At 63.3% G+C, this 22427-nt stretch carries 20 protein-coding genes and 1 tRNA gene; 13 read left to right on the top strand and 8 right to left on the bottom strand.

Features of this window, described 5'->3' with window-relative positions:
* Nucleotides 1-94: 94 nt before the first annotated feature.
* From AB1555_01050 to AB1555_01040, 3 genes are all read right to left on the bottom strand, one after another.
* Nucleotides 95-2911: a sigma 54-interacting transcriptional regulator gene (locus AB1555_01050; protein MEW6245279.1), complete on the bottom strand. Its 2817-nt coding sequence runs from the start codon at nt 2909-2911 to the stop codon at nt 95-97.
* 5 nt (nt 2912-2916) lie between these two features.
* On the bottom strand, nt 2917-4302 hold the full coding sequence (locus AB1555_01045) for a tetratricopeptide repeat protein (GenBank protein ID MEW6245278.1): 1386 nt from the start codon (nt 4300-4302) through the stop codon (nt 2917-2919).
* A 310-nt stretch (nt 4303-4612) separates the two neighbouring features.
* The gene (locus AB1555_01040; protein MEW6245277.1) at nt 4613-5860 is read right to left on the bottom strand and encodes a tetratricopeptide repeat protein; all 1248 of its coding nucleotides are present in this window, start codon (nt 5858-5860) and stop codon (nt 4613-4615) included.
* A gap of 654 nt (nt 5861-6514) precedes the next feature.
* Between AB1555_01040 and AB1555_01035 the strand changes: the two genes are divergently transcribed.
* On the top strand, nt 6515-6886 hold the full coding sequence (locus tag AB1555_01035; protein ID MEW6245276.1) for a PIN domain-containing protein: 372 nt from the start codon (nt 6515-6517) through the stop codon (nt 6884-6886).
* Between the two features lie 472 nt (nt 6887-7358).
* On the opposite strand, the gene AB1555_01030 is transcribed toward AB1555_01035, so the two are convergent.
* Nucleotides 7359-8018 (bottom strand): hypothetical protein, encoded by a 660-nt coding sequence (locus AB1555_01030; protein ID MEW6245275.1) that lies wholly within the window; start codon nt 8016-8018, stop codon nt 7359-7361.
* Between the two features lie 115 nt (nt 8019-8133).
* Between AB1555_01030 and AB1555_01025 the strand changes: the two genes are divergently transcribed.
* The 12 genes from AB1555_01025 (at nt 8134) to AB1555_00970 (ending at nt 20471) form a co-directional block, all read left to right on the top strand.
* Nucleotides 8134-9000: an HD domain-containing protein gene (locus AB1555_01025; GenBank protein ID MEW6245274.1), complete on the top strand. Its 867-nt coding sequence runs from the start codon at nt 8134-8136 to the stop codon at nt 8998-9000.
* 9 nt (nt 9001-9009) lie between these two features.
* A complete protein-coding gene (locus AB1555_01020; protein ID MEW6245273.1) occupies nt 9010-9432 on the top strand; it encodes a secondary thiamine-phosphate synthase enzyme YjbQ in 423 nt (140 codons plus the stop codon).
* A 20-nt stretch (nt 9433-9452) separates the two neighbouring features.
* Nucleotides 9453-10574, top strand: a complete 1122-nt coding sequence (locus AB1555_01015) for a trypsin-like peptidase domain-containing protein (protein ID MEW6245272.1) — start codon at nt 9453-9455, stop codon at nt 10572-10574.
* A 152-nt stretch (nt 10575-10726) separates the two neighbouring features.
* Complete coding sequence (locus tag AB1555_01010; GenBank protein MEW6245271.1) at nt 10727-12496, top strand: AAA family ATPase; 1770 nt, start codon at nt 10727-10729, stop codon at nt 12494-12496.
* 73 nt (nt 12497-12569) lie between these two features.
* Entirely contained in the window at nt 12570-14096 is a 1527-nt protein-coding gene (locus AB1555_01005; protein ID MEW6245270.1) for a proteasome accessory factor PafA2 family protein, read from the top strand.
* Nucleotides 14093-14287 carry a ubiquitin-like protein UBact gene (locus AB1555_01000; GenBank protein MEW6245269.1) on the top strand — a complete coding sequence of 65 codons (195 nt, stop codon included), beginning with the start codon at nt 14093-14095 and terminating at the stop codon, nt 14285-14287. The genes AB1555_01005 and AB1555_01000 overlap by 4 nt, the downstream gene beginning before the upstream one ends.
* A gap of 105 nt (nt 14288-14392) precedes the next feature.
* Nucleotides 14393-15184 (top strand): proteasome subunit alpha, encoded by a 792-nt coding sequence (locus AB1555_00995; protein ID MEW6245268.1) that lies wholly within the window; start codon nt 14393-14395, stop codon nt 15182-15184.
* Entirely contained in the window at nt 15177-16016 is an 840-nt protein-coding gene (locus AB1555_00990) for a proteasome subunit alpha (GenBank protein MEW6245267.1), read from the top strand. Before AB1555_00995 ends, AB1555_00990 begins: the two co-directional genes overlap by 8 nt.
* Nucleotides 16017-16096: 80 nt before the next feature.
* Nucleotides 16097-17578 carry a proteasome accessory factor PafA2 family protein gene (locus AB1555_00985; GenBank protein ID MEW6245266.1) on the top strand — a complete coding sequence of 494 codons (1482 nt, stop codon included), beginning with the start codon at nt 16097-16099 and terminating at the stop codon, nt 17576-17578.
* Nucleotides 17579-17813: 235 nt separating this feature from the next.
* Nucleotides 17814-18074 (top strand): hypothetical protein, encoded by a 261-nt coding sequence (locus AB1555_00980; GenBank protein MEW6245265.1) that lies wholly within the window; start codon nt 17814-17816, stop codon nt 18072-18074.
* 22 nt (nt 18075-18096) lie between these two features.
* Complete coding sequence (locus tag AB1555_00975; GenBank protein MEW6245264.1) at nt 18097-18588, top strand: hypothetical protein; 492 nt, start codon at nt 18097-18099, stop codon at nt 18586-18588.
* Nucleotides 18589-18974: 386 nt separating this feature from the next.
* Nucleotides 18975-20471 (top strand): ATP-binding protein, encoded by a 1497-nt coding sequence (locus AB1555_00970; protein MEW6245263.1) that lies wholly within the window; start codon nt 18975-18977, stop codon nt 20469-20471.
* 68 nt (nt 20472-20539) lie between these two features.
* Here AB1555_00970 and AB1555_00965 read toward each other — a convergent pair whose 3' ends face one another.
* The 4 genes from AB1555_00965 to AB1555_00950 form a co-directional block, all read right to left on the bottom strand.
* The gene (locus AB1555_00965; protein ID MEW6245262.1) at nt 20540-21505 is read right to left on the bottom strand and encodes an alpha/beta fold hydrolase; all 966 of its coding nucleotides are present in this window, start codon (nt 21503-21505) and stop codon (nt 20540-20542) included.
* Between the two features lie 123 nt (nt 21506-21628).
* Nucleotides 21629-21704 (bottom strand) — tRNA-Asn (locus AB1555_00960).
* Nucleotides 21705-21791: 87 nt separating this feature from the next.
* Nucleotides 21792-22064: a hypothetical protein gene (locus AB1555_00955; protein ID MEW6245261.1), complete on the bottom strand. Its 273-nt coding sequence runs from the start codon at nt 22062-22064 to the stop codon at nt 21792-21794.
* An 83-nt stretch (nt 22065-22147) separates the two neighbouring features.
* Nucleotides 22148-22426, bottom strand: coding sequence for a pyruvate ferredoxin oxidoreductase (locus tag AB1555_00950; GenBank protein MEW6245260.1), 279 nt, complete (start codon nt 22424-22426; stop codon nt 22148-22150).
* Nucleotide 22427: the final 1 nt, after the last annotated feature.

The raw sequence follows: 22427 nt of genomic DNA, 5'->3' as shown, positions 1-22427 counted from the left end.
GTATTGTAGGGAAAGGCTGACACGCAGGAACCGACGGATCGGCTGAAGGTCAGCCTGACTCGACGGATCATCTTCCCGATGGTTGCCCCTGGAATCATCGCGTCTTCACCGAGGTAGGCGTCCGGGCAAAATGCCGACGGATGAGCGTCTCGACGGCGCGAAAGTGGCGGTCGGGGAGATTTTTGAAGCGTCGCTGGCAATCGAGGAGGGCCTCTTCCGCGGAACGGAACCCCTCGACGGTCTTGATCAGGTGTCCGTAATAGTCCGCCAGCTTCAGCTCGACGGTCCGAACCAGGGCCGGATCGCCGGCCAGCGCGAGGGCGGCCTTGGCCTGATCTCCACCCGCGTCCACCAAAGCCTGGAAGCTCAGGCCCTTGAGCCGTTGGGTGACGGTGCTGCGGTCGCACTTCAACGCCTTCGCCGTGGCCTGCATGTCGAACCCGTGACGGCGCAGACAGGTCAGCACGGCGGCGTCGGTCATGGGCTCATCCGGCGACCGATCGAGGGCGGGTTCGCGGCCTGTCAACGAAGGTTCCTCGACCGCCAGCCGGAGATCCGCCTCGGTGATCACCGGACCTTCGGCGAGCGCGACGGCCTGTTCCAGACAGTGGCGCAGCTCGCGGATGTTGCCCTTCCATTCGTGGCGCTGCAGCGCGGCCAGCGCCTCGCGCGACAGGCGCACCCCCTCGCGGCCGAGTTGCGCGGCGGCGGTGCGGACGCAATGATCGGCCAGGAGCGGCACATCGTCCGGACGCTCCCGCAAGGGCGGCAGCCGCAGGACTAGCCCCTTCAGCCGGAAATAGAGGTCTTCCCGGAACCAGCCTTCCGACACCCCGCGCGCCAGGTCCTTATTGGTGGCGGTCACGACCCGGACGTCGACGACGGTCGGCGTCGTGGCGCCGACGCGGTAGAACGTCCGGTCTTGCAGCACGCGGAGCAGCTTGCCTTGGTGGTCCAGCCGCAGGTCGCCGATCTCGTCCAGGAAGATCGTGCCCTGGTGGGCCAGCTCGAAGTAGCCTTTCCGATCGCTCGTTGCCCCGGTGAAGCTGCCCCGGACGTGGCCGAACAACTCGCTCTCGAAGAGATCCGGCGAGATCGCCGCCATATTGACCGCGATGAAGGGCTGACTCGCGCGCAGGCTGAGCCGGTGCACGGCGCGGGCGAACAGTTCCTTGCCCGTGCCGGGCTCGCCCAACAAGAGGACCGAGAGCGAGGAGCGGGCCCCCTTTTTGAGGTCGCGAAACAGGCCGAGGACGACGGGGTCCCGCGTGATGATGCCGAGGTGCTCGCACTCCTGCCGCAGGCGTTCCTGCTCCGCGTCGCTCAAGCGGCTCCGGTCCGACGCGACGGCCTGCAGGCCGTCTAATTCGCGTTCCAGTTCCTGCATGCGCTTGCGGGCCGCCGCTTCCTGGGATCGGGCTTGCGCGAGTTCCGTCCGAAGGACGTCGGTGGTCCTGACCAACTCCTCTTGCCGACCGGTGGACTGGGCAATGGCCGCGCGCGCGGCCTCCAGGTCCTCTTCCAACCCTTCGACGACGTTTTCCCGGCGGACCAGGGCCTCGCGCACGGCGACCAATTCCTGCTGGATGCGCCGCATGTCCTGCTCGACCAGCCGGAAGCGCTGTCCCGCCGAGACGTGACTCCAGACGGTGGTGCCGCCGAACACCAGGAGCGTGGCGGACAAGGGGACGACAAGGGGCAACACCCACCCCCACACGGCCAACGTCAAGATCAGCAGCATGCCGTAGCCGAGCGCCAGTCCCGAGGCCGTGAGGAGCCCCTTCCATCCTTTCAGGGACAGCAGCGCCCCGGCGGCGAGCCCGGCAAGGGCCGGCGGCAGGATGATCTGCCACAGAAAAGAGATCGGCCGGATCCACTTCCGGGTCAGCAACGTATGCAGCGCATGCGCATGGATGATCCCCTGCGCGATCGGTCGGCCGGTCGGCGTCGTCCACAAGGGCTCGCCGTCCGAGTTCGGCAACAGCAGGACGATCTTGCCGTCCAGCCACCCTTCAAGCCGGTCGCGGTCCCCTTGATCGACGGCGTCCACGAGCGCAGCGAACGACAGCGAGGAGAACGAGGAGGCCAGGCCGTCTCCGACATAATTGACGAACAACCGAGCAGCCGAGCAGACAGGGATGCGCAGCGCCTCCAGTTGCTGCGTCGTCGATCCCGCCAGGCTGATTTCCAGATTCTCCTTGTGGAACGCCGCGACCAGCGCGAGCCCGAAGGCAGGAATAGCGCGGTCTCCGGCGGATACATACAACGGGATCTGCCGAACGACGCGATCGCCGTCGGGCAAGGCAAGCAGGTGCCCCACGGCATAGGCCTGCTGCGCAAGCGCCGGCATGGCGCCCGACAGTCTCGGCCCGGTCGGGATCCGGGGCGCGGCATCCGGGGTGATGGTCGGCCAACTGGGGTGGGTCCATGACGAGGGCCCCTCCGCCTCGGATTCACGGGAGAATTGCGAGTCGGCCGCCAAGGTTGGTGTCAGCGGATAGACGACATTCCCGGCCTCCTTGGTCGCTTCCGCCAACATGGCATCGCTGACCGCGCCGCCGAGATGCGGAGGGCTGGGCGCGGTGATGGGCAGATCCACGCCGATGACGGCCGCGCCTGCGTCGTGGAGCGCCGTGACGAGTTTCGCGATGAGCGCGCGGTCCCAGGGGCCTGTGCCGAACCGCTCCTCGCTCGCCTGATCCCTGGTCACCAGCACGACGGAGGGACTGGCCGGAACCGGGGCGCGGAATCGGAGCCAGGCGTCGTAGGGGGCCCATTCCAACGTCGTGAACGTGGCCGGCGCGGCCTGCCAGAGGAACCATGCCGCGAGGGTGGCCGCCGAGCCGATCGCGAGCGCTTGGAGCGCGGTGGAGCCGGTGAACATGGCGCGGGCGCGTTGACCGAACGACATGGCGGTTATTGAGCCGGGGAGGACTTCCGGCCGGGGTGCGCGTCCTCCGCCGTCCGTTTGCGTTCCCCTTTGGAGAATCCTTTCAACATGGCTTTCGCCTTGGCGCCGTCGGGAGCCACGCCGAGCCCCTTCGCGTAGATGCGGGCCAACATGAGTCGGGAGCGGGGCAACCCTGCCGCGGCCGTCGTCTGGAAGTAGTTCAGAATGCGGGAATCATACGGCGACACCTGCCCCTCGATCCCTTCCTCGTACAATTTCTCCAGGAGGGACTGTGACGGTTCGTGGAGGGCGTAGGCCTCTCGAATCAGGACCGGAATCGCGTCCTGCGCCCGGTCCGTTTTGAGCAGCGATGCCCCGACGCTCTCGGCTTCATCGGGACGGGCGAGGTCCGGGAAGTCCTGCTCCAGCTCCGCCAGATATTGCTGGAAGGCTCGCAGCGCGGCCTGCGCCTCTTTCTGGGCGCGAGGGCCTTTGGCGAGTGTCGTCTGTCGCAACTGCGCCAAGGCTTCGCCGGCCTGGCTCATGCCTTGTTCCGCCGCGCGCACCCACCAGGTAATGGCGAGGAGCAAATTCTTCGGCACGCCGTGCCCGGAGCGATAGGCGCTGCCCAGAAAGTATTGCGCTTTGGGGACACCGTTCGTGGCGGCGATTTGCAGCTCTTCAGCCGCTTCGGCGTCGCGGTTCGCCAATTTCAACACCAGGCCCAGGTGGTAATGCGCATCGGGAAAATCCGGTTTGAGCTTCAGCGCCTCGCGGTAGGATTGGATCGCCGCCAGAAAATCCCTCGTCGTGTAGTGGATCGTTCCCATGTTGTAATGCGCTTGCGCGAGGCCGGCATCCAGTCGCAACGCTTCCCGAAATTCGGCCAGGGCGGTCCGCCAATCTTGCTTCACCATGAGCGCCGTCCCGAGACCCAGGTGGGCCTGCGCGAGGTCGGGCTGCAGCCGCGTCAGCACTCGGTACTCCTCGATGGCGCTTTCCACGTCGCCGAACTGGTAGAGCGCGTCGGCGAGCTTCAGGCGGGCCTCTGCGGCGTCCGGCTTGAGGCGGGTCGCCTGGCGAAGCTGAACGATCGCGGCGGACAGATCGCCGGCGGCCCACTCGGCAAGCCCCAATCGCACGCGAACGTCGTAGGCATTCGGCGCGGCGTTCACCGCCTGGCGCAACGCCTCGATGGCTTGCTCCGGCGCCGCGGCAGTTTGGCCGGACGGAGGTTCCTGGGAGGGGGCGACGGGCTCCGAAGCAGGACGGGGCGCAGGGGGTTCGGCGGGAGCTTCGGTCGCGGAAGGAGCCGGTTGCTCCTCGGTCGGTGGAGCCGAGGGACCCTGAGACCATGCGGGGGATGTCGTCAGCAGCACGAGCACGGTGACAGGAGCCCACCCGCTCTTCATACGATCCCGCGATCCTCCCGGCGACGTATCGGACCAGCGAGCATTATACCACTCGAATCCACGGCGACCTCGGTCGCGCCGAGTCCCGGCTTTGAAAATAGGCGCGAGGCTAGAGGCCCGCGGCTAGAGGTCTGAGTCTCTTCCCCCTTGCCCCGAGCCCCTTGCCTCTTGCCCGTTCATGATGTTCATCATGCGTGGGCCTGCCTGTGCGTCGCACGCAGACAGGTGAGCCATCGCTCATGAGGACTGCCTAGAAAACGGCCAGCAGCAAGTAGCGAACAGCCCATAGCTATTCGCTGCTCATGAACGCTCACTGACCTTTGGACGTGGGCGGGAAGCCTTCGATGATCAACTGCGCTTCTTCCTTGGGGAGACCTTTGAGCAAGGCTTTCACCCGCGCCTGGTCCCGATGGACGCCCAATCCCCTGGCATAAATGCGGGCCAGGGCGAGCCGTGAATGGGTCATCCCCTCTGCGGCTGTCGTCTCAAGGTAGTGGAGGATACGCGGATCGTAGGGAGTCAACTGCCCTTCGACTCCCTCTTCGTAAAGACGCTCCAGCAGATAGTGGGAGACTTCGCCGAGCGCATACGCCTCGCGGATCAGGACGGGAACGGCATCTTGAATGCGGCCCTGTTTGAGCAAGGTCGCCCCGACCCCTTCTCCGTCGGCCGAGGGTACGAGGTCGGGAAAATCCAGCCACAGATCGGCTCGGAAGTCCTGAAAGGCCTGCGCCGCCGCTGTCGCGTCCTTGGCACTGCGAGCCCCTTTCTCTGTGGCGAGTCGGCGCAGCCGTGCCAGCGCGGCGTTCGCTTCCTCCAGACCCTGTTCGGCCGCGAGGAACCACCACCCGATGGCGCGAGCCCAACTCTTTTTGACACCCTGTCCGGACTGGAAGGCGTTTCCGAGGAGATATTGGGCTTTGGCGATCCCGTCTCGCGCCGCAAGCAGCAGTTCGTCCACCGCCTCGCTGTCGCGCTTGGCCTGCTTGAGGCTCAGCCCCAATCGGTAATGAGCATCGGGGTGGTCGGGGCGCAGCTTCAATGCGTTACGGTAGGCCTCGATCGCCGCCGGCCAGTTCTTCAAGGCGAAGTACGCGGTGCCCAGGTTGTACTGGGCCTGGGCAAGGTCGGGAGCCAGGCGAAGGGTTTCCAACAACTCCGCGACCGCCTCGCGCCACTGCTGTGTGGCCATCAGGGCGACGGCGAGGTTGAGCCGGGCCTGCCGATGGTCCGGCTGGAGCCGCAGCAGCAGACGGTATTCGTCGATCGCGCCGTCGAACTCGCCGGCGTTGTACAGCGTGGATGCCAACGTGAAGCGGGTTTCAGCCGATTCCGGCTGGCGCCGGACGGCTTCCCGGAGGTCGGTGATCGTACTCGTCTGGTCGACGGCTGACGGCGCAGGCCTGTTCCGGCCGGCTTCGCTTGTCGCAGTTGGCTGGGTTTGATCTGTCTGGGTGAAGGCTGGTACATGAAAGGCCGAGAGGGCGCCGAGCACGATGAGGAGCGTCACTGGAACCGATTTGCCGACCATGAAGCCGGGTGTTTCTCCGGGAGGCATAGTCAAAACACACCATATACCAATCCGACTCGATGCGGCAACGAGGGAGGCGCGCTGCCTCCACCTGCAAGGGGCGCATCTTCATGACGAAGCGATGAAGGCCGGGATCACGTCGGCCGGAGCCCGGCCCGGAGGCCGCAATCTCCTGCTGCCGCACGGCGTTTTTGTAGAAAAGCCCAAAGGCACTTTACCCATAATAACGCGCCGCGCGCCTCCTCTCTGACGATAGAGAAGCGAACGTCTCGGCTTCCGTCGGTTCCGATGGACAGAGTCAGGTCAAGACTTGACCATGTGGAAACATGCTCCGGAGGACTTCTGCACAAGTGCACAAATTGCGCGGAATCTGATAATCAGATAGGATACCGGCAAACAAGTGGTGGGAATAATGAGGAAGATTGTCTCGGCCACGAACGCTGCTCGGAATTTCTCGGACCTGCTTAATAAGGTAGGATTCCGCGGCGAGCGTTACATCATTGCTGGGGGCGGCAAGCCGATTGCCTATCTCACACCTGCGATATCTTCTGTTCCCAGAGTCCTTGCTGAGCTTCCCGACCTGTTGAGGAAGTTGCCCCCGCTGGGGAAAGATGCTGCGCCTTTCGCCCGTGATGTGTCGCGAGGGGTGCGCAAGGCTCCAGGATCGCCCAGGAAGGGTCAGTGGGTGTAGTCCTCGATACGAGCGTGCTGATCGAGTGGGAGCGTAAAGCTGAGGCGCTCCAGGCGTACGCCGCGGCCTACCCGGACGAGCCGCTGGGCCTCAGCGTGATTTCCGCCGCCGAGTTGCTTCATGGGGTCCACCGGGCGGAGAGCGCCGCCCGGCACTTGAAGCGTTCGGCCTTCGTGGAGCAGGTGCTCTCGTCCTTCCCGGTTTACGACTTCGATCCGGCTGTCTCGCGCCTGTACGCGGAACTGTGGGCGACGCTGGAGCGCACAGGCCTCCGGGTCGGAGCCCATGATCTCATCATTGGGGCGACCGCGATCTCGAGAGGCGACACTGTCCTGACGCTCAACCGCCGGGACTTCGGTTAAGATCCCAGGGCTGTCATTTAAAGTTCTATAGGTTCTTGCCGGTCATCGTCCACCCGTCTAAGTGGCACAAGCAACTCCCAACCTTCTCATCACTCTTCTCAAGAGATCGAGAAACGCGCCCCAAAGCACGTAGCCTGATCCAGCGCCTCGTGTGAGGCTGGTTCTTGGCAAGCTCTTTAGGAATCGAGCGGGATGAATGAACCCCCGTCTTGGTTCGCCTTTCTCGATGCCCCCGTTCGACTCACCGCTTGGTCAGGCGCCTCGTGAAAAAGCAGACGGCGAAATCAAGATCTGACCTCAACCTGTTGCGCGCTCTTTTGGCTAAAGTCCGTGACAATGGCCTGAATTCGAGCCGCAAGTTTCTCGGTAGGATAGGTCGGGCGCACGGACACATGAAGATATGGGCAACTCGGCGGCTTCAAAAACATCGTCGACGAAGGTGTCCCTGGATCGCCGGGCAGGCCGAGCGCCGTCATGGCTTGGCGGTGCCGCGCCACTCCTCCTCGGTGATCACGCCTTTTTTGATGAGGAGCTCGATGAGCTTGTCCAGCGAGTTCTTGGCGGGCGGCGGCGTGGCAATCGGTTCGGCCGGCTTGGGCGAAGGCAGCGGGCGTTTGAGGCCCAGCACGCGAAAGGACGGCGTGAACACGATCAAGTACTCTTTGTTGCGCAGCCGTACCGTGACCGGTCGGCTCTCGGTCTGCGGGAGCAGGTCCGGTCCGGACCCGGCGGGAACGTAGAAATAGGGTTTGCCGTCTTCGGTCTGTCCATCCTGCCCGAGCACGTCGAACCGGCTCAGAAAGGAGTCGCCCTTCAAGGAATCGCGGTCTTCGCCGGCGAGGTTGGTGATTTTGTCCAACACCACCACCAGCGAGTCGCCGACCAATGGATCCGGCGACAGGTTCTTCACGCTGACGTCGTAGCGATATTCGCTGGTAAAGTTGTCGCGGCCTTTCAGCGTCACCACGGCGGTCGCCCGGCCGGTGAGGTCGGTCAACTGGTCGAGGGAGACGGCGGCGACCGCGTGGTGGCGATCGAAGAGACCGAACGCCGCCGGCACCATCCAGATCAGCCATCCGGCCGCGGCGATCGCGGCGCGCGTAGTGCGTCCTGCCCGGTGAAGCGCCCCCATGTTCACGGCCCAGCATAGCAAAGATGCGCCAAGGGATCGAGCTTTTCGCGGGTTGACACTCCGTTCGGGCGGGCGATATTCTCCCCGCCGTGTGTCTACAACGGCTGACCGTGTCATGTTGAAGACTTCGCGTCACCGAGCGCCGCTGCTGCTGTCTCGGGCCCTCGCGACCGAGCTGCTGCGCCTCTACGACTATCCGGATCCACGTCGCCGCGGGCGGATCATTCGGGGCTATGACCGCCCTCATGCGCTGCGGACGGCCCGTATGTGCGCGGCGATGGCTCGACGGCTGGGCCATGAGCCGGAACGGATGAAACAGTATCAGATCGCCTGCCTCCTGCACGATCTGGGACGAGCCGGGCTCGACCGGGCCCTCTTCGGCCGCATCTGGTCCTGGGCGAAGGCGCGCGGCATTCCGACCAGGCCGCGCGAATGGCGGGCTGTGTATCCCGAGACGCCGTACGGCCGCGAGACGGAGACCTTCCTGGCGCGCTATCGACAGCCGCTCGAAGACGCGGGCATCCGTATGGACGGGTGGGCCCGCGAGCAGGTGGAGATGCGGCTCGGCTATGCCCGTCGGCTCACCCGCCGTTTGCGCGAGCTCATGCCGCGGTTGCGGAAACTCGGCGTGCGGTGGTCGCCTTGGATGAAGCAGGTGATGCTGTACTACTACTATCCTGAAAAGCTGGCGAAGGCGAAGCCCTGGGTGCGGCAGTTGGCGGAAATCCTGGTGGCCTGCGAGCAGTTCGAAGCCTACAGCAACCAACGGCGCGGCCGCGACTATTACGTGCGCTCCAATGAGACGCTGGCCGAAGCGTTCGCTTATCTCGACCAACTGCAACGCGAAGGCATTCTGAGCGAACCGGTAGTCGGGAGCTTGCGAAATCTGGTCGCCGAAGGCGCGTTCGATGACATTCTGAAGGAGGCGCGCGGCCGCGCATTGACTCCCGCCGAGAAACGGCTCGTGCGAAGCGTCGCGTAGGAGACGTTGATGCCCGTGAAGAGTGTCCCCTTGCGCATCAGCATGCGCGGGGACTCGCAAATCGAGAATATTACCAAACAGGTGCAGCAGGCGCTGGAAAGCACCGGGCTCCGAGCCGGCGTCTTGACCGTGTTCATCAAGCACACCACCGCTTCCATGATGATCATCGAGGACGAGCCCGGCATTCGCGCCGACACCAAAGCGATCTGGGATCGATTGATTCCCCCCAGCCCGGCCTGGCAGCACAACTCCAGGAACCCCGGCGAGGATAACGGCCACAGCCACCTGCGAGGCCAGATTCAGGGACCGTCGGTGACGATCCCGTTCAACGACGGGGCAATGACGCTCGGGTCCTGGCAGCAGATCGTCGTCATCGACTTCGATACCAGGCCGCGCACGCGGGAGTTGGTGATTCAAGTGGTCGGAGAATAGCGACGACACTCTTGATCGCGATGAAGACCCCCGTACTCGCCCTCGTCGTCGTTCTCGCCGCTGCCGGGTTGCTGACCGCCGCCGTAGTCCGCACCGATTGGGGCAAACCGTTGGGGGCGAACTACGACGGTCCCGAAGGCCGCCCGCGTCCGGTCACTCCGCCCACGGCCGAACTCGGCGCCGACGAGCGCGCGACCATCGCGGTGTTCGACAAGGCCGCCAAGTCGGTCGTCTTCATCGCCAACACCGCCATCCAGCGCGATCCCTGGTCGTTCAATCTTTTTGAAGTGCCGCAGGGCTCCGGGTCCGGCTTTGTCTGGAACAAGCAAGGCCACATCGTCACGAACTTTCATGTCGTGTACGGCGCCGACGCCATCACGGTGACCTTGGCCGATCAGACCGAATACAAGGCCCGGGTGGTCGGGATCGATCCGGACCATGATCTGGCTGTGTTGCAGGTGCAGGCACCGGAATCGGCGCTCGCGCCGATCGCAGTCGGCAGCTCCGGCGATCTGCGGGTCGGGCAGAAAGTGCTGGCGATCGGCAATCCTTTCGGACTGGACCATACGCTGACGACCGGCGTCGTCAGCGCGCTGGGCCGCACGATCAAGTCCATGACCGACCGGACGATCGAAGGGGTGATCCAGACCGACGCAGCCATCAACCCCGGCAATTCGGGCGGGCCGCTCCTCGACAGCGCCGGGCGCTTGATCGGCGTGAATACGCAGATCGTCAGCCCGAGCGGCGCCTTCGCGGGGATCGGCTTTGCGGTGCCGGTCGATACGGTCAATCGGATCGTGCCGGAGCTGATCAAGCACGGCCGGCTCATCCGGCCGGGCTTGGGCGTGTCCTTGGTGCCGGACGCGATCGCCCGGCGTTGGGGGATCAAAGGGTTGGTCATCGGCAGGGTCCAGCCTGGAGGCCCCGCCGCGCGCGCCGGTTTGCGCGGGGCCCGCGAGACCTTCAGCGGCCGTATCGAGATCGGCGACGTGATCGTGGCCGTGGAGGGAAAGCCGGTCGAGGTCGTGGACGATCTCATGGCGATCCTGGAACGGCACAAGGTCGGAGACCAGGTGACGGTGGACATCCTGCGCGGCAACCGGCGCCAGCAGGTCATCGTCACCCTGCAGGCGATGAATTGACTTTCCCACGTTTCCGCCTTTTCCGTCGTTTTCCGGCGAAAGGAAAAGCCGCGCACGAGTTGCGGCGGCTGAGCGGGCGGCGACTGTGTTAAGATGACCCCATTGGTGAACGAATCGGACGACGAGTCTGAGCTTCGGTCGGAGAGGGAACCATGAGCGACCATCGGAAGACGACGGAGGGAGACGGCGAGTTCGGGTCCAAGACCGATCGGGGAGACGAACGGGCCGGCGCGTCCCGGGCGTCATCCGATCCGCTCGAGTTGATCGACCAATGTCTCGCCGCCTTCCCGGACGGCGACCCACGCCGGAAGATTCTCTACAAGCTGCGGCACTTCGTCATGCTGAACGCCGCAACCCAGCAGCAGCGCGAGGCGGAATGTAAGAAGCTGAGCGAGGTCGTCGCCAAGCTCACCGCGCCGGCGAATCGCATCGGCACCTTGCTGGAACTGCCCGCTGAAGGATTGGCCCGCATCGTGGTCGGCGGATCGGAGTATTACGCCAATGTGGACCCGCGCGTGCCGGCGGAAGACCGCAAGATCGGCACGCAGATCCTCGTCAACGAAGCCTACGCCGTGATCAAGGCGTTGGGTTACGATCGCAGCGGCCCCGTGCTCAAGGTAGCGGAGACCCTGCCGGACGGCCGCATTCGTTTTGAGCAGGAGCCTGGGAGGCAAGCGCTGATCCTGCAGCGATCGAGCGATCTGGTCGGCATGGAGCTGAAGGCCGGCGATGAGGTGCGGATCGATCCCAGCCACCGGATCGCGATCGAGCGCCTCGAAGACCGCAAGGCCCAGGCGCACGTGCTCGACGAAGTCCCGAAGGTCACCTGGGAGCAGATCGGAGGGCAGCGAGCCGCGATCGAGGCGATCCGCAAGGCCATCGAATATCCGCTGCTGCATGCCGAGACCTTCCGGCGATATCGATTCACCCAACCCAAGGGCTTTCTGCTGTACGGACCGCCCGGGTGCGGCAAGACCTTGATCGGTCAGGCTGCAGCGGCCGGCTTGTCGAAATTGATGAGTGAGTCGACGACCGTCGAGGCGTCCGGTTTCGAGCCGGGCCGGCCGCCGGTAACCGGCGGGGTCTTTTTGCACGTCAAAGGTCCCGAAGTGCTCAATATGTGGTTGGGCGAGTCGGAGCGCATCGTCCGTGACCTGTTTGCCCAGGCGCGGGCCCGGCGAAAAGAAGGGGCGCTGCCGTTCATCTTCATCGACGAGGCGGAATCGATTCTCGGGACGCGCCGGTCGATGCGTTCCTTCAACATCAACAACACGCTCGTGCCCATGTTCTGCGCCGAAATGGACGGGATCGAGTCGCTGCGCGACGTGGTCATCATCCTGGCTTCGAACCGACCGGACCTGATCGATCCGGCCGTGCTCCGGCCGGGACGGATCGACCGCAAGATCAAGGTCGCCCGCCCGAACCGCGAGGCGGCGGCCGAGATTTTGAAGGTCTATCTGTCGCCGGATCTGCCGCTCGATCCGGCGCTGGTGGCGGCTCACAACGGAGACCGGGCGAGCGCCTGCGAGGCGCTGATTGCCGACGTCGTGGAGGCCGTCTTCAGGCGCAGCGATGAGAACCGGCTGTTGTCCATCCGGCTCCGCAGCGGACAACACAAGGTCCTGTATCGCGGGGATCTGGTCAGCGGCGCGATCCTCGCATCCGTCGTCCAACGGGCGAAAGAACGGGCGATCGAGCGGGCGGTTCATGACGCCGACGGGGCGGCCTCGCACGGACTCACAGCCGAAGATCTCCTGGAGTCCGTAACCGCCGAGTATCGGGAGGGTGAAGTGCTTCCGCCGGACGACGCGGCGGAGGAATGGCTGAAGCTGCTGGATCACCATCCGGAACAGGTGGTCGGAATTTCGTCGTTCCGGCGTGGGAGACCGGCTGAAGAGCGGTTAATCGGTCAGATCATTTGAAAGCGCAGAGACACGAGGCGCGAGGCGAGAGGGCGGCTAGCGCCTTGCCTCGGGCCTCGTGCCTAAACGACCCATGAGCCTGTTCGGCATCGAGACCGAGTACGGCATCACGCGCGGGGACTTGGAGACCGTGGATCCGGTGGTCGAGTCGATGGAATTGGTCCGCGCGTATCTCACCGGCTCCTTCGAGAGAACCTGGGACTACAGCGGTGAAGACCCCCACGAGGATGCGCGGGGGTTTCGCGTGGCCAGGTTGCAGCAGGACAAAGAAGAGGACGAATTCGCCGAGCGGGACGCGCATCGGCCCTTCTCGTTCCACGACATGAAGAGCGACCTGGTCCTCCCGAACGGCGCGCGGTTCTACAACGACCATACCCACCCGGAATATTCGACGCCGGAGTGCCGGACCCTGCGCGATCTCGTCGCCCATGATCGGGCGGGCGAACGGATCGTGCGCCGCGCGGCCATCCGACGGAACCGCGCGCTGGGCGGCCCGCACGTGCAGCTTTACAAGAACAATACCGATTTCCACGGCCACAGTTACGGCTGTCACGACAACTACCTGGTGCCGAGGACGATCCCCTTCGCGGACCTGGCGTCCGGGTTGCTGCCGTTCCTGGTCAGCCGGCAACTGATCGCCGGGGCGGGGAAGATCGGGGTTGAGACGCCCGATTCGGGATTCCGGCCCGGGCTCTTTCAACTCTCACAGCGCGCGGATTTCATCGAGACCGAACTGAGCGTGGACACGATGCACAACCGGCCCATCCTGAACACGCGCGATGAACCCCACGCGGACCGGACGAAGTACCGTCGTCTCCACCTGATCCTCGGCGATGCCAACATGTGCGAATATGCCACGGCATTGAAAGTCGGAACGACGAGGCTCGCGCTGGAGTTGATTGAGCGCGGGGCGGCGCCGGTCCTGGAACTGGAGCGGCCCGTCGAGGCGGTCAAAGCCTTCTCCCGCGATCCGGATTTCAAAACCGTGGTCCGGCGCAAGTCGGGCGGGACCATTTCCGGCTGGGAGCTTCAGGAGGCGTATTGCCTTGCCGCGCAGAAGGCGTTCTCCGACCGGGATGTGGAAACCGACTGGGTGCTGCAGGAATGGGCCGAGACGCTCAGGCTGCTGTCCGAAGATCGTTCACGCTTGGTCGGCAAGCTCGACTGGGTGACCAAGCTGTGGCTCTTGGAAACCTTCGCCCAGGAAGAGCGGCTCAATTGGGATGATCCGTGGCTGGCCAGTCTTGATCTGGAGTATCACAACCTCGATCCCGAACGCGGTCTGTATCTCGGGCTAGAAGCCGAGGGCAAAACGGCCCGTTTCGTGACCGAGCTGGAGATCGAAGCGGCCATCGGCGCCGGGCCGGCCGATACGCGGGGCGGCATCAGGGGTCTGTGCGTCCGTCGGTTCCCCGATCAGATCAAGTCCGTCCAATGGGAACGGGTGCAGTTCGCCGGAGGTGTGCCGTCCAGGACGCTCGACATGAGCGATCTGTTTGAGCCGGAAGAGGTCAAGCGTCTTGCCGAGGTCTTGCAGAAGGCGGCGTCCCTTGCCGATGCCGCGGCGCTGTGGAACCAACGAAAGGAACGCAGGTCATGAACCACCATACGATGTTCGAGCGACGCGAACGGCCGTTCGATCCGATGCCGAGACCGGTCAGCCCGTCGGAAGAAGGCGAGGGGCCCAAGCGCCCGGAGACCGGGTCGCCGGATAAAGACAACCTGCTGAAGCGGATGCGCAAAGTGGATCCGAAACAAGCGGAGCGGTATCGGCAGCGGACGGGGCAGTAGGAATCAGGTGCGAGGCACGAGGCAAGGGGCGAGAGGCGGGAAAGCAGAATTCTGGCCCCTAGCCCCTAGCCGCGCGCCTTTCGCCGACAATCCGGAGATTGAACGATGGGGATGGAAGGCGACTTCCTGCAGTTGTTAAAAGAGCGGGGCTATCGGTTCGGCACCGCCGGGACCGGTGGTGGGGGCGGCGGGACGGGACCATCGGCGGAGATCGCGTGCGGGACGACGATCCTGGCGATGAAGTATCGGAACGGAGTTCTGGTCGCCGGAGACCGTCGGGCCACGGCGGGCAACACGGTGATGTACGACCGGACCGACAAGGTTCTGGAGCTGGATCGCCACAGCGTGATGGCGATCGCGGGCGTGCCGGCGACGGCCTATGAGATGGCCCGCATTCTGGAGCATTCGTTTAAGTACTACCGCCGCACGCAGTTGCAGGAATTGAGCTTCGAGGGGAAATTGCGCGCCGTGTCCAAGCTGCTGAAGGAGAACGTCGCGGCGGCGCTCGCCGGCACCGGCGCCGTCGCCCCCATCTTCGCCGGCTATGATATCGAGCAAGGGACGGCCAAGATTTTCTTCTATGACATTCTCGGCGCGGAGTTCGAGGGCGTGGAATATGCCGTCTCCGGTTCCGGGTCTCCCACGATTCGCGGTATTCTCCATTATCTCAATACCTGGGGCGCCCAGCCGCTGAGCGCGCAGTCCGAGGAGGAGGCGACGACCCAGGCGCTGCGGCTGCTCACCTGCGCGGCGGAGTTTGATTCCGCGACGGGCGGAGTGAACCGCGAGGCGAATCTCTACCCCGTCGTGAAGCTGATCACGGAAGCCGGCGTGCAGACCGTGCCGGAGAGCCGGCTCAAGCCCTTGTTTGACGGGAAGGTGGCGCGCCATGTTTGAAGAACCGTATCGATGGGTCGAAGCGGTCGGCAATCGACGCCAATACCTCGACGAGCAGTTCAAACAGGGCAGTCCGGTCGTGGCCCTGTCCTATGCCGACGGTATTCTGCTGTTGACCGTCAGTCGGGGAACGCCCAAGCTCTACGAAATCTACGACCGCATCGCGCTGGGCGGCATGGGCCATCCGGCCGATCTGGAGAAACTGCGGTTCAGCCTGCTGGAGATGGCCCATGTCGAGGGGTTCAACCGGTCACCGTCGGACGTGACCGGCGCGCGCTTGATGAAACACGGTCTGGCCCCGACCATCAAGCAGGCGTTCGAAGAAATTTTCAAAGCCCCGTTCATCGTGAAAATTTTGCTGGCCGAGTTGGGGCTCAGACCGGGACGGGATGCGTTTCTGGCCATCAACTATGACGGCACGTTCGAAGAAACGACCGGATGCGCGGTGCTCGCGGCCACTCCGGCCATTCAGACCGAAATGGGAGCGTATCTCAAGCAGGAGGGCGATCTGGCCTCCGCCTCGCTGGAACAGGCGGTCTCGAGCGCGGTCTGCGCCTGGGCGGTGGGTTCGTTGGCGCAGATCCTGGAACGGACCGAAGACCGGCAAGGCGAGGAGAAACCTTCCCGATCTAATCACGCTCAGCCCGCGCCATCGGCGCCTGACAAGGCTCGGCTGCTCGCCCATCTGCGGGAAACGGTGGCGGAAAAAACGCTCGAGTGCGCCGTTCTGGAGCGCGGGGCACCAGGTTCGTCCAAGTATCGCGCGCTCAAACCGGACGAAGTCGGACGCCTGCTGCCGCGTGAACTGAGGAACGTGACACGTAACACGTAATGCGTGAATCTACGGCCAAGCGCAATATCGTTCTCTTGCATACGCTTCACGGGTAACGGTTCACGAATAACGGATCTTTCATGCTGACCCGCATTTTCGGCCTCGAAACCGAGTACGGCCTGCTCATCCATCAGGACCGCCCGGGTCATTCGCCTTCCTGGCTGGCTCACCGCATCCGCGATCACATCTTCCGCATTCAGCAACGCGGCGTGCTGGACCTTCATCACCGTGGCCATGATGAACCGCCCGGTAACGGCGGGTTTCTGACCAACGCCGGCCGAATCTATCTCGACATGGGTCACCTGGAATATGCCTCGCCCGAGTGTGGCACGTTGACCGATCTGGTCGCGTCCGACCGGGCCGGTGATCGGATTTTGCAGACGGCGCTGCAGGATCTGGGGCTGGCCGACACGGTGTCGTTGATCAAGAACAACATCGATCACGAAACCGATGCGACGTTCGGTTCCCACGAAAATTATCTTGTCTCGCGGCGGTTCCCGTTCTCGCGCCGGGGACTCGCGCCGTTGGTCGCGTTTCTTGTCACGCGCCAGATCTTTACCGGCGCCGGGCGAGTGGGCGCAGCCGGCCCGCAGGACGGTTGGCTCCAGAGGGATCGGCTGATCGTGCCTCGGGCGGCCATCTCGTCTCTTCGAAATCGACCGGCGTTGCCCTTTCAGATTTCCCAGCGGGCGGACCACATCGTCAACGATTTCTTCGAGTGGGTCCAGCAGAACCGGGCCATCGTGAATACCCGCGACGAGCCGCTGGCCGATCCGAATCGGTTCCGCCGCATTCATCTGTTGGTGGGCGACTCCAACATGGCCGAGTACGCGACGGCCTTGAAGATGGGCGCCACCGGTCTGGTGCTCCAACTCATCGAGGAGGGTCACGCTCCCAAGGGCTTGGAGATCCAGGAACCGGTGGAGGCGCTGCAGGAAATTTCCCAAGACCAGGATCGCCGATGGCTGGTCATGTTAACGTCGGGGAAAACGATGTCCGCTGTCGAAATCCAGGAACGTTTTCTGCAAGCGGCCCAGGAGCACTGCAAGGGGCAGGACGACGAGACCGATTGGGTGCTGGAGCAATGGGAACAGACCCTTGCCGATCTGCGCGGCGAGTACACGAAGCTGGTCGGACGCGTGGATTGGGCCTCCAAGCTGTGGTTACTGGAGACGTTCCGGGAGGCGGAACGGGTCGAGTGGGACGATCCGATTATGAAAAGTTTGGATCTGGAATACCATAACCTCCATCCCGACAGAGGGTTGTACTGGGGGCTCCTGGAGGAGGGACGAGTGGCGAAACTGACGACAGACAAGGCGGTCGAGCTGGCGCAAGATCGTCCGCCGAGAAATACGCGCGCCTTCGGGCGGGGAGAGCTGGTTCGGCACCTGCTGGCCTGCGGCCCTCCGCGTGAGCCTGATGACCCCGCGCCAGACGAACGGTACTTTCCCGCCTATGTCATCAACTGGTCGATTTTCCAGCTTCGCGGCCGCCCGCCATTCCCGATGCCGGATCCGTTCAAGACCTATGTTCAGGAAGTGCGGGACTACCTCGCCGGGTGAACAAGCTGGTCCGCCGGTCGATTCACCTACCCGCTTCCGCTCTCCTCTCTGCCGCGCGCGTCGGTTCCATCAGATACGACCGACGCTCGCAGGACGAGGTGTTTGCCCCGTTGCTGCCCCGGTCTCACTGCAGAGGCCATGAACGGGTCGGTCGTCTAAGCTGTTGATTTCCCGGATCGGTCGGCTTCGCGCAGGTCGAGTGCTAAGATTCTCTCAACACCGTGAGAGGATCGCCATGCATGCATCCGTCGCCTTTTCTGCAGCCTGGCGGGCGATCACCTTCGCGTTCGCTGTCTTATTCGTGGTGATCGGGATATCGGCGGAGTGGGCTGGAGCTGCGGATGTCGACGGAAAGAAGCAGAGCGGATCAGAGCTGGTGCGGAACATCCAGCGGATCGAGAACGACGCGGGAAGAGAAATTTCCAAGGCCGCCGGCGCCGGAGCCGAAACGGTGAACAAGGCGGCGAAAAAAGCCAACGGCAAAGCCGGTAAGTAACACAAGAGGGAGGAGGAAGACGATGGCAGAGGGCATCTCGAGCATGAAAACCAGGGGTTGGGTCGTGCAGTATGGTGTGGCGATCGTCCTTGCGTTACTGCTGGGTGTGATTCTGGGAAATATTCCGCTGTTCACAGGGACGACGCTCGGAACCGCCAAGCTCAAGGCCTCCGATGTGGCGCAGTTCCTGGGTTACGGAGGCGCGCTGTTGATGTTCTGGCTGTTCGGACGCCACGCAGCCATCCATTTCCCGGAGGAGTGGAAGTGGTTTTCGCCGTTCCGGGAGATGATCATGCCGGCGGCGACGTTGATCGTCGTGACCGCCGGATACGGGGTTCTGCTGCTGATCTGCGGTCCGTTCCTGGGAAAAACCGGCAAAACAATCTACAACTGGTTGTTTGTGGCGGGCATCGTCGCCGCGGCGATCTGGGTGGTCGTCACGTGGTTTCTGAAAAGCGCGCCGCTGCTCGCATCGCTGGAGATCCAGAAGAAAGGGAAACGACAGCCGGCCTGATACGTCGCGCGCTCACTCTGCTCCCTCCTGCTGAGCGACTTGCAGGCCGGTTTCCGCCGGTCGAAGGATCGGATATCACGCCGGGCCCCGGTCTTTTCCTTGCCGGTCCCGCAGATCGCTTGACTCATCCGCAATTGTTGTGACTCCGTCGTGCTCACGCCTCACGTGCCTAGCCCGTCGCGGCTCTCCCGTCCTTCGCCATCACCCGCACAGGCCTTCCCGATCGTCTGTCTTCCACGATCTCACGCGTCGGCGATGAAATACGTAAGAATCTCACTGGGCGGCCGTCCGAGTTAAGACTTGACTCTGTGTCTGGCTGTTGTATGAAGGGGTCAGCCACTCGTAAAGATACGGTTCTGAAAACGAACGTTGGAGGACCGCGTACGATGTCGATGGAAAAACGCCGACCCCAGTACGACCCGAAGAGTTTGCTGAATTCCCAGCCGGTCATTATCACCGTCGTCGATCCGGCTACCTATCGGGTTCAGTTTCAGAACGAGACCGGCCTGAAGAAATTCGGCGACATCTCCGACGCGCCCTGTTACGAAAAGATCGCCGGCTGCGCGGCGCCCTGTGCCTTTTGCCGGATGCCGGAAACGATGCAGACCGGAGAAATCACCTGTAACGAAGTGCTGCTGCCGAACAATCAATGTCTTCTCGTCCAATGGTCGAAAGCCGTGACGGTGGACGGACGGGTCCATGTCGTGGAGACGATCACGGATATCACCGAACGCAAACGGACCGAGAAGGCGCTGCAGCAGGCGCAGAAAATGGAGGCGATCGGCAGGCTGGCCGGCGGCATCGCGCACGATTTCAACAACCTGCTGACGATCATCAACGGCTACAGCCAGCTTGTGGCCGAGGAGTTGGCTCATCATCCCTGTCGGAAAGATTTGGATATGATCCGTCAGGCCGGCTCGCGCGCCGCGGCCCTGACCAAGAAGTTGCTGGCCTTCAGTCGCCACCAGGTTCTGGATCAAAAGCCCCTGGAGCTCAATGCGTTGATCCGGGACATGGAAGAGATTCTGCGCTGCCTCATCGGCGAGCAAATCAAGATTGTGACCTTGCTGAATCCGGAGGCAGGAGAGGTGCTGGCCGACCCGGTGCAGTTGGAACAAGTCATCCTCAATCTGGTCATCAATGCGCGCGATGCCATGCCGCAAGGAGGAGTCGTGACGATCGAGACTTCTAATGTCCACTTGAGCGACGATTATCTCCGCCGGCATCCGGGAGCCAAGCCGGGCCGCTATGTCGCCCTGTCTGTGCGGGATACCGGTTGCGGCATGGACGCTGAAACGCGAGCCCGGCTGTTCGAGCCGTTCTTCAGCACGAAGGAAGTCGGCAAAGGAACCGGGCTCGGTCTCGCGACGGTCTATGGAATCGTCAAGCAAAGCGGCGGCTATATTGAGGTCGCCAGCGAAGCGGGACGGGGGTCAACTTTCAAAGTGCTCCTGCCCCGGATAGAGACCAAAATCCAAGACGCGCAGGCATTCACTGTTCCGGAACGCCTGGCGGAGCATTACAAAACCGTGCTCGTGGTCGAAGACGAGAACGGAGTCCGGTCGTTTATCGCGACGATCCTCAGAACTCAGGGCTACCACGTCCTCGAGGCGTCCGACGGCGTCGAAGCGCTTAAACTTATGCAAACGCACGCCGGCGCATGCCAGTTGGTGATCGCCGACGTCATCATGCCGCGGATGAACGGGCCGGCCTTGGCGCAACACCTTGCGGCGTTCATTCCCGATCTCAAAGTGCTCTTCATTTCCGGGTACACAGGCGACACGATCTCGGCCAACGGGGTCGGGGAGCAATGCGTCTTCCTGCCCAAGCCCATCATGCCCCGGACGCTGGCGGACAAGGTCCAAGAGATGCTTTCTAACTGACCTGCCGCGAGCATCGCATCGGATCGAACCGGCCTTCCAGTGAATCCCGCGTACTCCGTGCCACGGCTTCATCGGCGGGAGCAACGCCCAGCCGCTTCAGATTGCCGGAGGTCCTTCGCCATGACCTCCACGAGTCGGTTTTCTACCCAATAGCGGTCCTCACACGGTTTGAGGCGTTGGAAAAAACCGCAGTGCCCTCCGTGCACGGGCGCGATCAGCCTGATGCGGGGATTGTTGCGCAGGGAGGACGTCTGGAACGTGATGTAGGGGATAAAGGGGTCGTCTTGAGCGGTCATGATAACGGTCGGCACGCGGACCTGAGCAAGCACATGCCGTGCGCCGGCGCGCTCGTAATAGTCGGCAGCATCGCGATAGCCGCCGTCCGGCGCCGTGTACCGGTCGTCAAATTCCCGCATCGTGCCGATGGCCCGCAAGTCCGACAGGTCGAACTTGCCGGGAAACAGCGCCGCCTTGCGTCGCATTCTGGCCTTCAGGCGTTTCAGAAAGTAGGAATGGTACAGACGATTGCGTGGCTGTTCCAGCGCGTTGACGCAGGCCGCCGGATCGATATTGGGGCAAACGGCCAACACGCCTCGCAGCGCGGGCAAATCGGCTCCCGCCTCGCCTGCCGTCTTCAAAACAAGATTGCCGCCCATGGAATACCCGACCAGCCAGATGTCCGACAGCCCGTCGACATTCGCCAGTTCCTCGACCACGGCCTTGTAATCCGCACTGAGCCCGCTGTTGTACAACGTCGGAGTCAGGGCCTCGGTTCCTCCGCAGTTACGCTGGTTCAACCGCACGACGTTCAGGCCTGCCCGCCAGGCCTTTGCAGCGATCCCGCGCATGTAGTGCGATTCGCTGCAGCCCTCCAACCCGTGCACCAGCACGGCGGTCCGGCAGGCCTTCTTGTCTTTGTGCCAATGGCAGAAACCGAGCAGTTTGGTGTCCTTCGCGACGGAAAATAGCCGCGCCTCTACCGGCACGTCGCGCAAAAGATCTCGGCGAGGCCACAGGCGCGGTACGATGGTCATGGCGTGGGGGTCTCGAAGTAACGGGTGTGGATCGAAACGAGGGAGGCTACTCAAGGGATCCATTGAGGCTTGGAAACGCAGAACGCCGGCTTCCAGCTGATGCAGAGCGGTCTGAGAGAAGAGTGGCTCCCCGGGCAGGACTCGAACCTGCGACCAATCGGTTAACAGCCGACCGCTCTACCAACTGAGCTACCGGGGAATCGTATCCGACGGCAAACGGGGCGTATTGTAGCACAAACCGTAACGGCCGGGGAGAGGCGATGGACGGTCGATGAGGCCCCTCAACCTACACGTTGAAGTCCTCAGATTCGTCTTCGTCGTCCGCTGCGTCGGAAGTGCCTTCGGCCAGCGCGGCATAATGGCGGGCCCAACTCAGATAGATGTTCCCGCTGTCCCGCATCGCATCGGCGCCTTTCGCAAGCTTGCCGGCCAGCTCCGGATCCTTACCCGTAGCCTGGATTTCGGCCGCCCGGCGCTCCAACGCTTCGGGAAATTGCTTCAGCAGGGTCGAGATCTCCATGATCAACGACCTCACGACGTTGTCTTCGCTTTCCATCATGGCGCGCCTCGTGCAAACTCACCCAACAAAAAACCCCATAGCGAGAGCGCCATGGGGTTCCGTGACATGGCTCCGTGCAGCGATCAGCCCTGGTAGGCTTGGCCCAGGGCCGCGGATTCGCCTTTTCTCGAAAGCAACTCCCCGTTGGCGCTGACTGCGCACATCTCGATTGCCTGGTGCTTGGCGGCGTTGCAGACCACGACGCAGAGTTCGCAGCCTTTGCAGCGGGTGATGTTCACTTCGGCGACCATTTTCGCGACGTTGAGATCGAGGCAGTTCGCCTCGGGACAGTACATGATGCACAGACGGCAGCCCTTCTTGGCTACGCATTTTTCTTCGATGACTTGCGCGACATTATACATG

The sequence above is a fragment of the Nitrospirota bacterium genome (genome assembly GCA_040755395.1).
Classification (GTDB): Bacteria; Nitrospirota; Nitrospiria; order Nitrospirales; family Nitrospiraceae; genus DATLZU01.
This window is presented reverse-complemented; position numbering and strand designations above follow the sequence as displayed.

Coding starts and splice junctions, on each gene's coding strand:
- AB1555_01050 (MEW6245279.1), bottom strand. CDS start 2,911: ATGTCGTTCGGTCAACGCGCCCGCGCCATGTTCACCGGCTCCACCGCG.
- AB1555_01045 (MEW6245278.1), bottom strand. CDS start 4,302: ATGAAGAGCGGGTGGGCTCCTGTCACCGTGCTCGTGCTGCTGACGACA.
- AB1555_01040 (MEW6245277.1), bottom strand. CDS start 5,860: ATGCCTCCCGGAGAAACACCCGGCTTCATGGTCGGCAAATCGGTTCCA.
- AB1555_01030 (MEW6245275.1), bottom strand. CDS start 8,018: ATGGGGGCGCTTCACCGGGCAGGACGCACTACGCGCGCCGCGATCGCC.
- AB1555_01025 (MEW6245274.1), top strand. CDS start 8,134: ATGTTGAAGACTTCGCGTCACCGAGCGCCGCTGCTGCTGTCTCGGGCC.
- AB1555_01020 (MEW6245273.1), top strand. CDS start 9,010: ATGCCCGTGAAGAGTGTCCCCTTGCGCATCAGCATGCGCGGGGACTCG.
- AB1555_01015 (MEW6245272.1), top strand. CDS start 9,453: ATGAAGACCCCCGTACTCGCCCTCGTCGTCGTTCTCGCCGCTGCCGGG.
- AB1555_01010 (MEW6245271.1), top strand. CDS start 10,727: ATGAGCGACCATCGGAAGACGACGGAGGGAGACGGCGAGTTCGGGTCC.
- AB1555_01005 (MEW6245270.1), top strand. CDS start 12,570: ATGAGCCTGTTCGGCATCGAGACCGAGTACGGCATCACGCGCGGGGAC.
- AB1555_01000 (MEW6245269.1), top strand. CDS start 14,093: ATGAACCACCATACGATGTTCGAGCGACGCGAACGGCCGTTCGATCCG.
- AB1555_00995 (MEW6245268.1), top strand. CDS start 14,393: ATGGGGATGGAAGGCGACTTCCTGCAGTTGTTAAAAGAGCGGGGCTAT.
- AB1555_00990 (MEW6245267.1), top strand. CDS start 15,177: ATGTTTGAAGAACCGTATCGATGGGTCGAAGCGGTCGGCAATCGACGC.
- AB1555_00985 (MEW6245266.1), top strand. CDS start 16,097: ATGCTGACCCGCATTTTCGGCCTCGAAACCGAGTACGGCCTGCTCATC.
- AB1555_00980 (MEW6245265.1), top strand. CDS start 17,814: ATGCATGCATCCGTCGCCTTTTCTGCAGCCTGGCGGGCGATCACCTTC.
- AB1555_00975 (MEW6245264.1), top strand. CDS start 18,097: ATGGCAGAGGGCATCTCGAGCATGAAAACCAGGGGTTGGGTCGTGCAG.
- AB1555_00970 (MEW6245263.1), top strand. CDS start 18,975: ATGTCGATGGAAAAACGCCGACCCCAGTACGACCCGAAGAGTTTGCTG.
- AB1555_00965 (MEW6245262.1), bottom strand. CDS start 21,505: ATGACCATCGTACCGCGCCTGTGGCCTCGCCGAGATCTTTTGCGCGAC.
- AB1555_00955 (MEW6245261.1), bottom strand. CDS start 22,064: ATGATGGAAAGCGAAGACAACGTCGTGAGGTCGTTGATCATGGAGATC.
- AB1555_00950 (MEW6245260.1), bottom strand. CDS start 22,426: ATGTATAATGTCGCGCAAGTCATCGAAGAAAAATGCGTAGCCAAGAAG.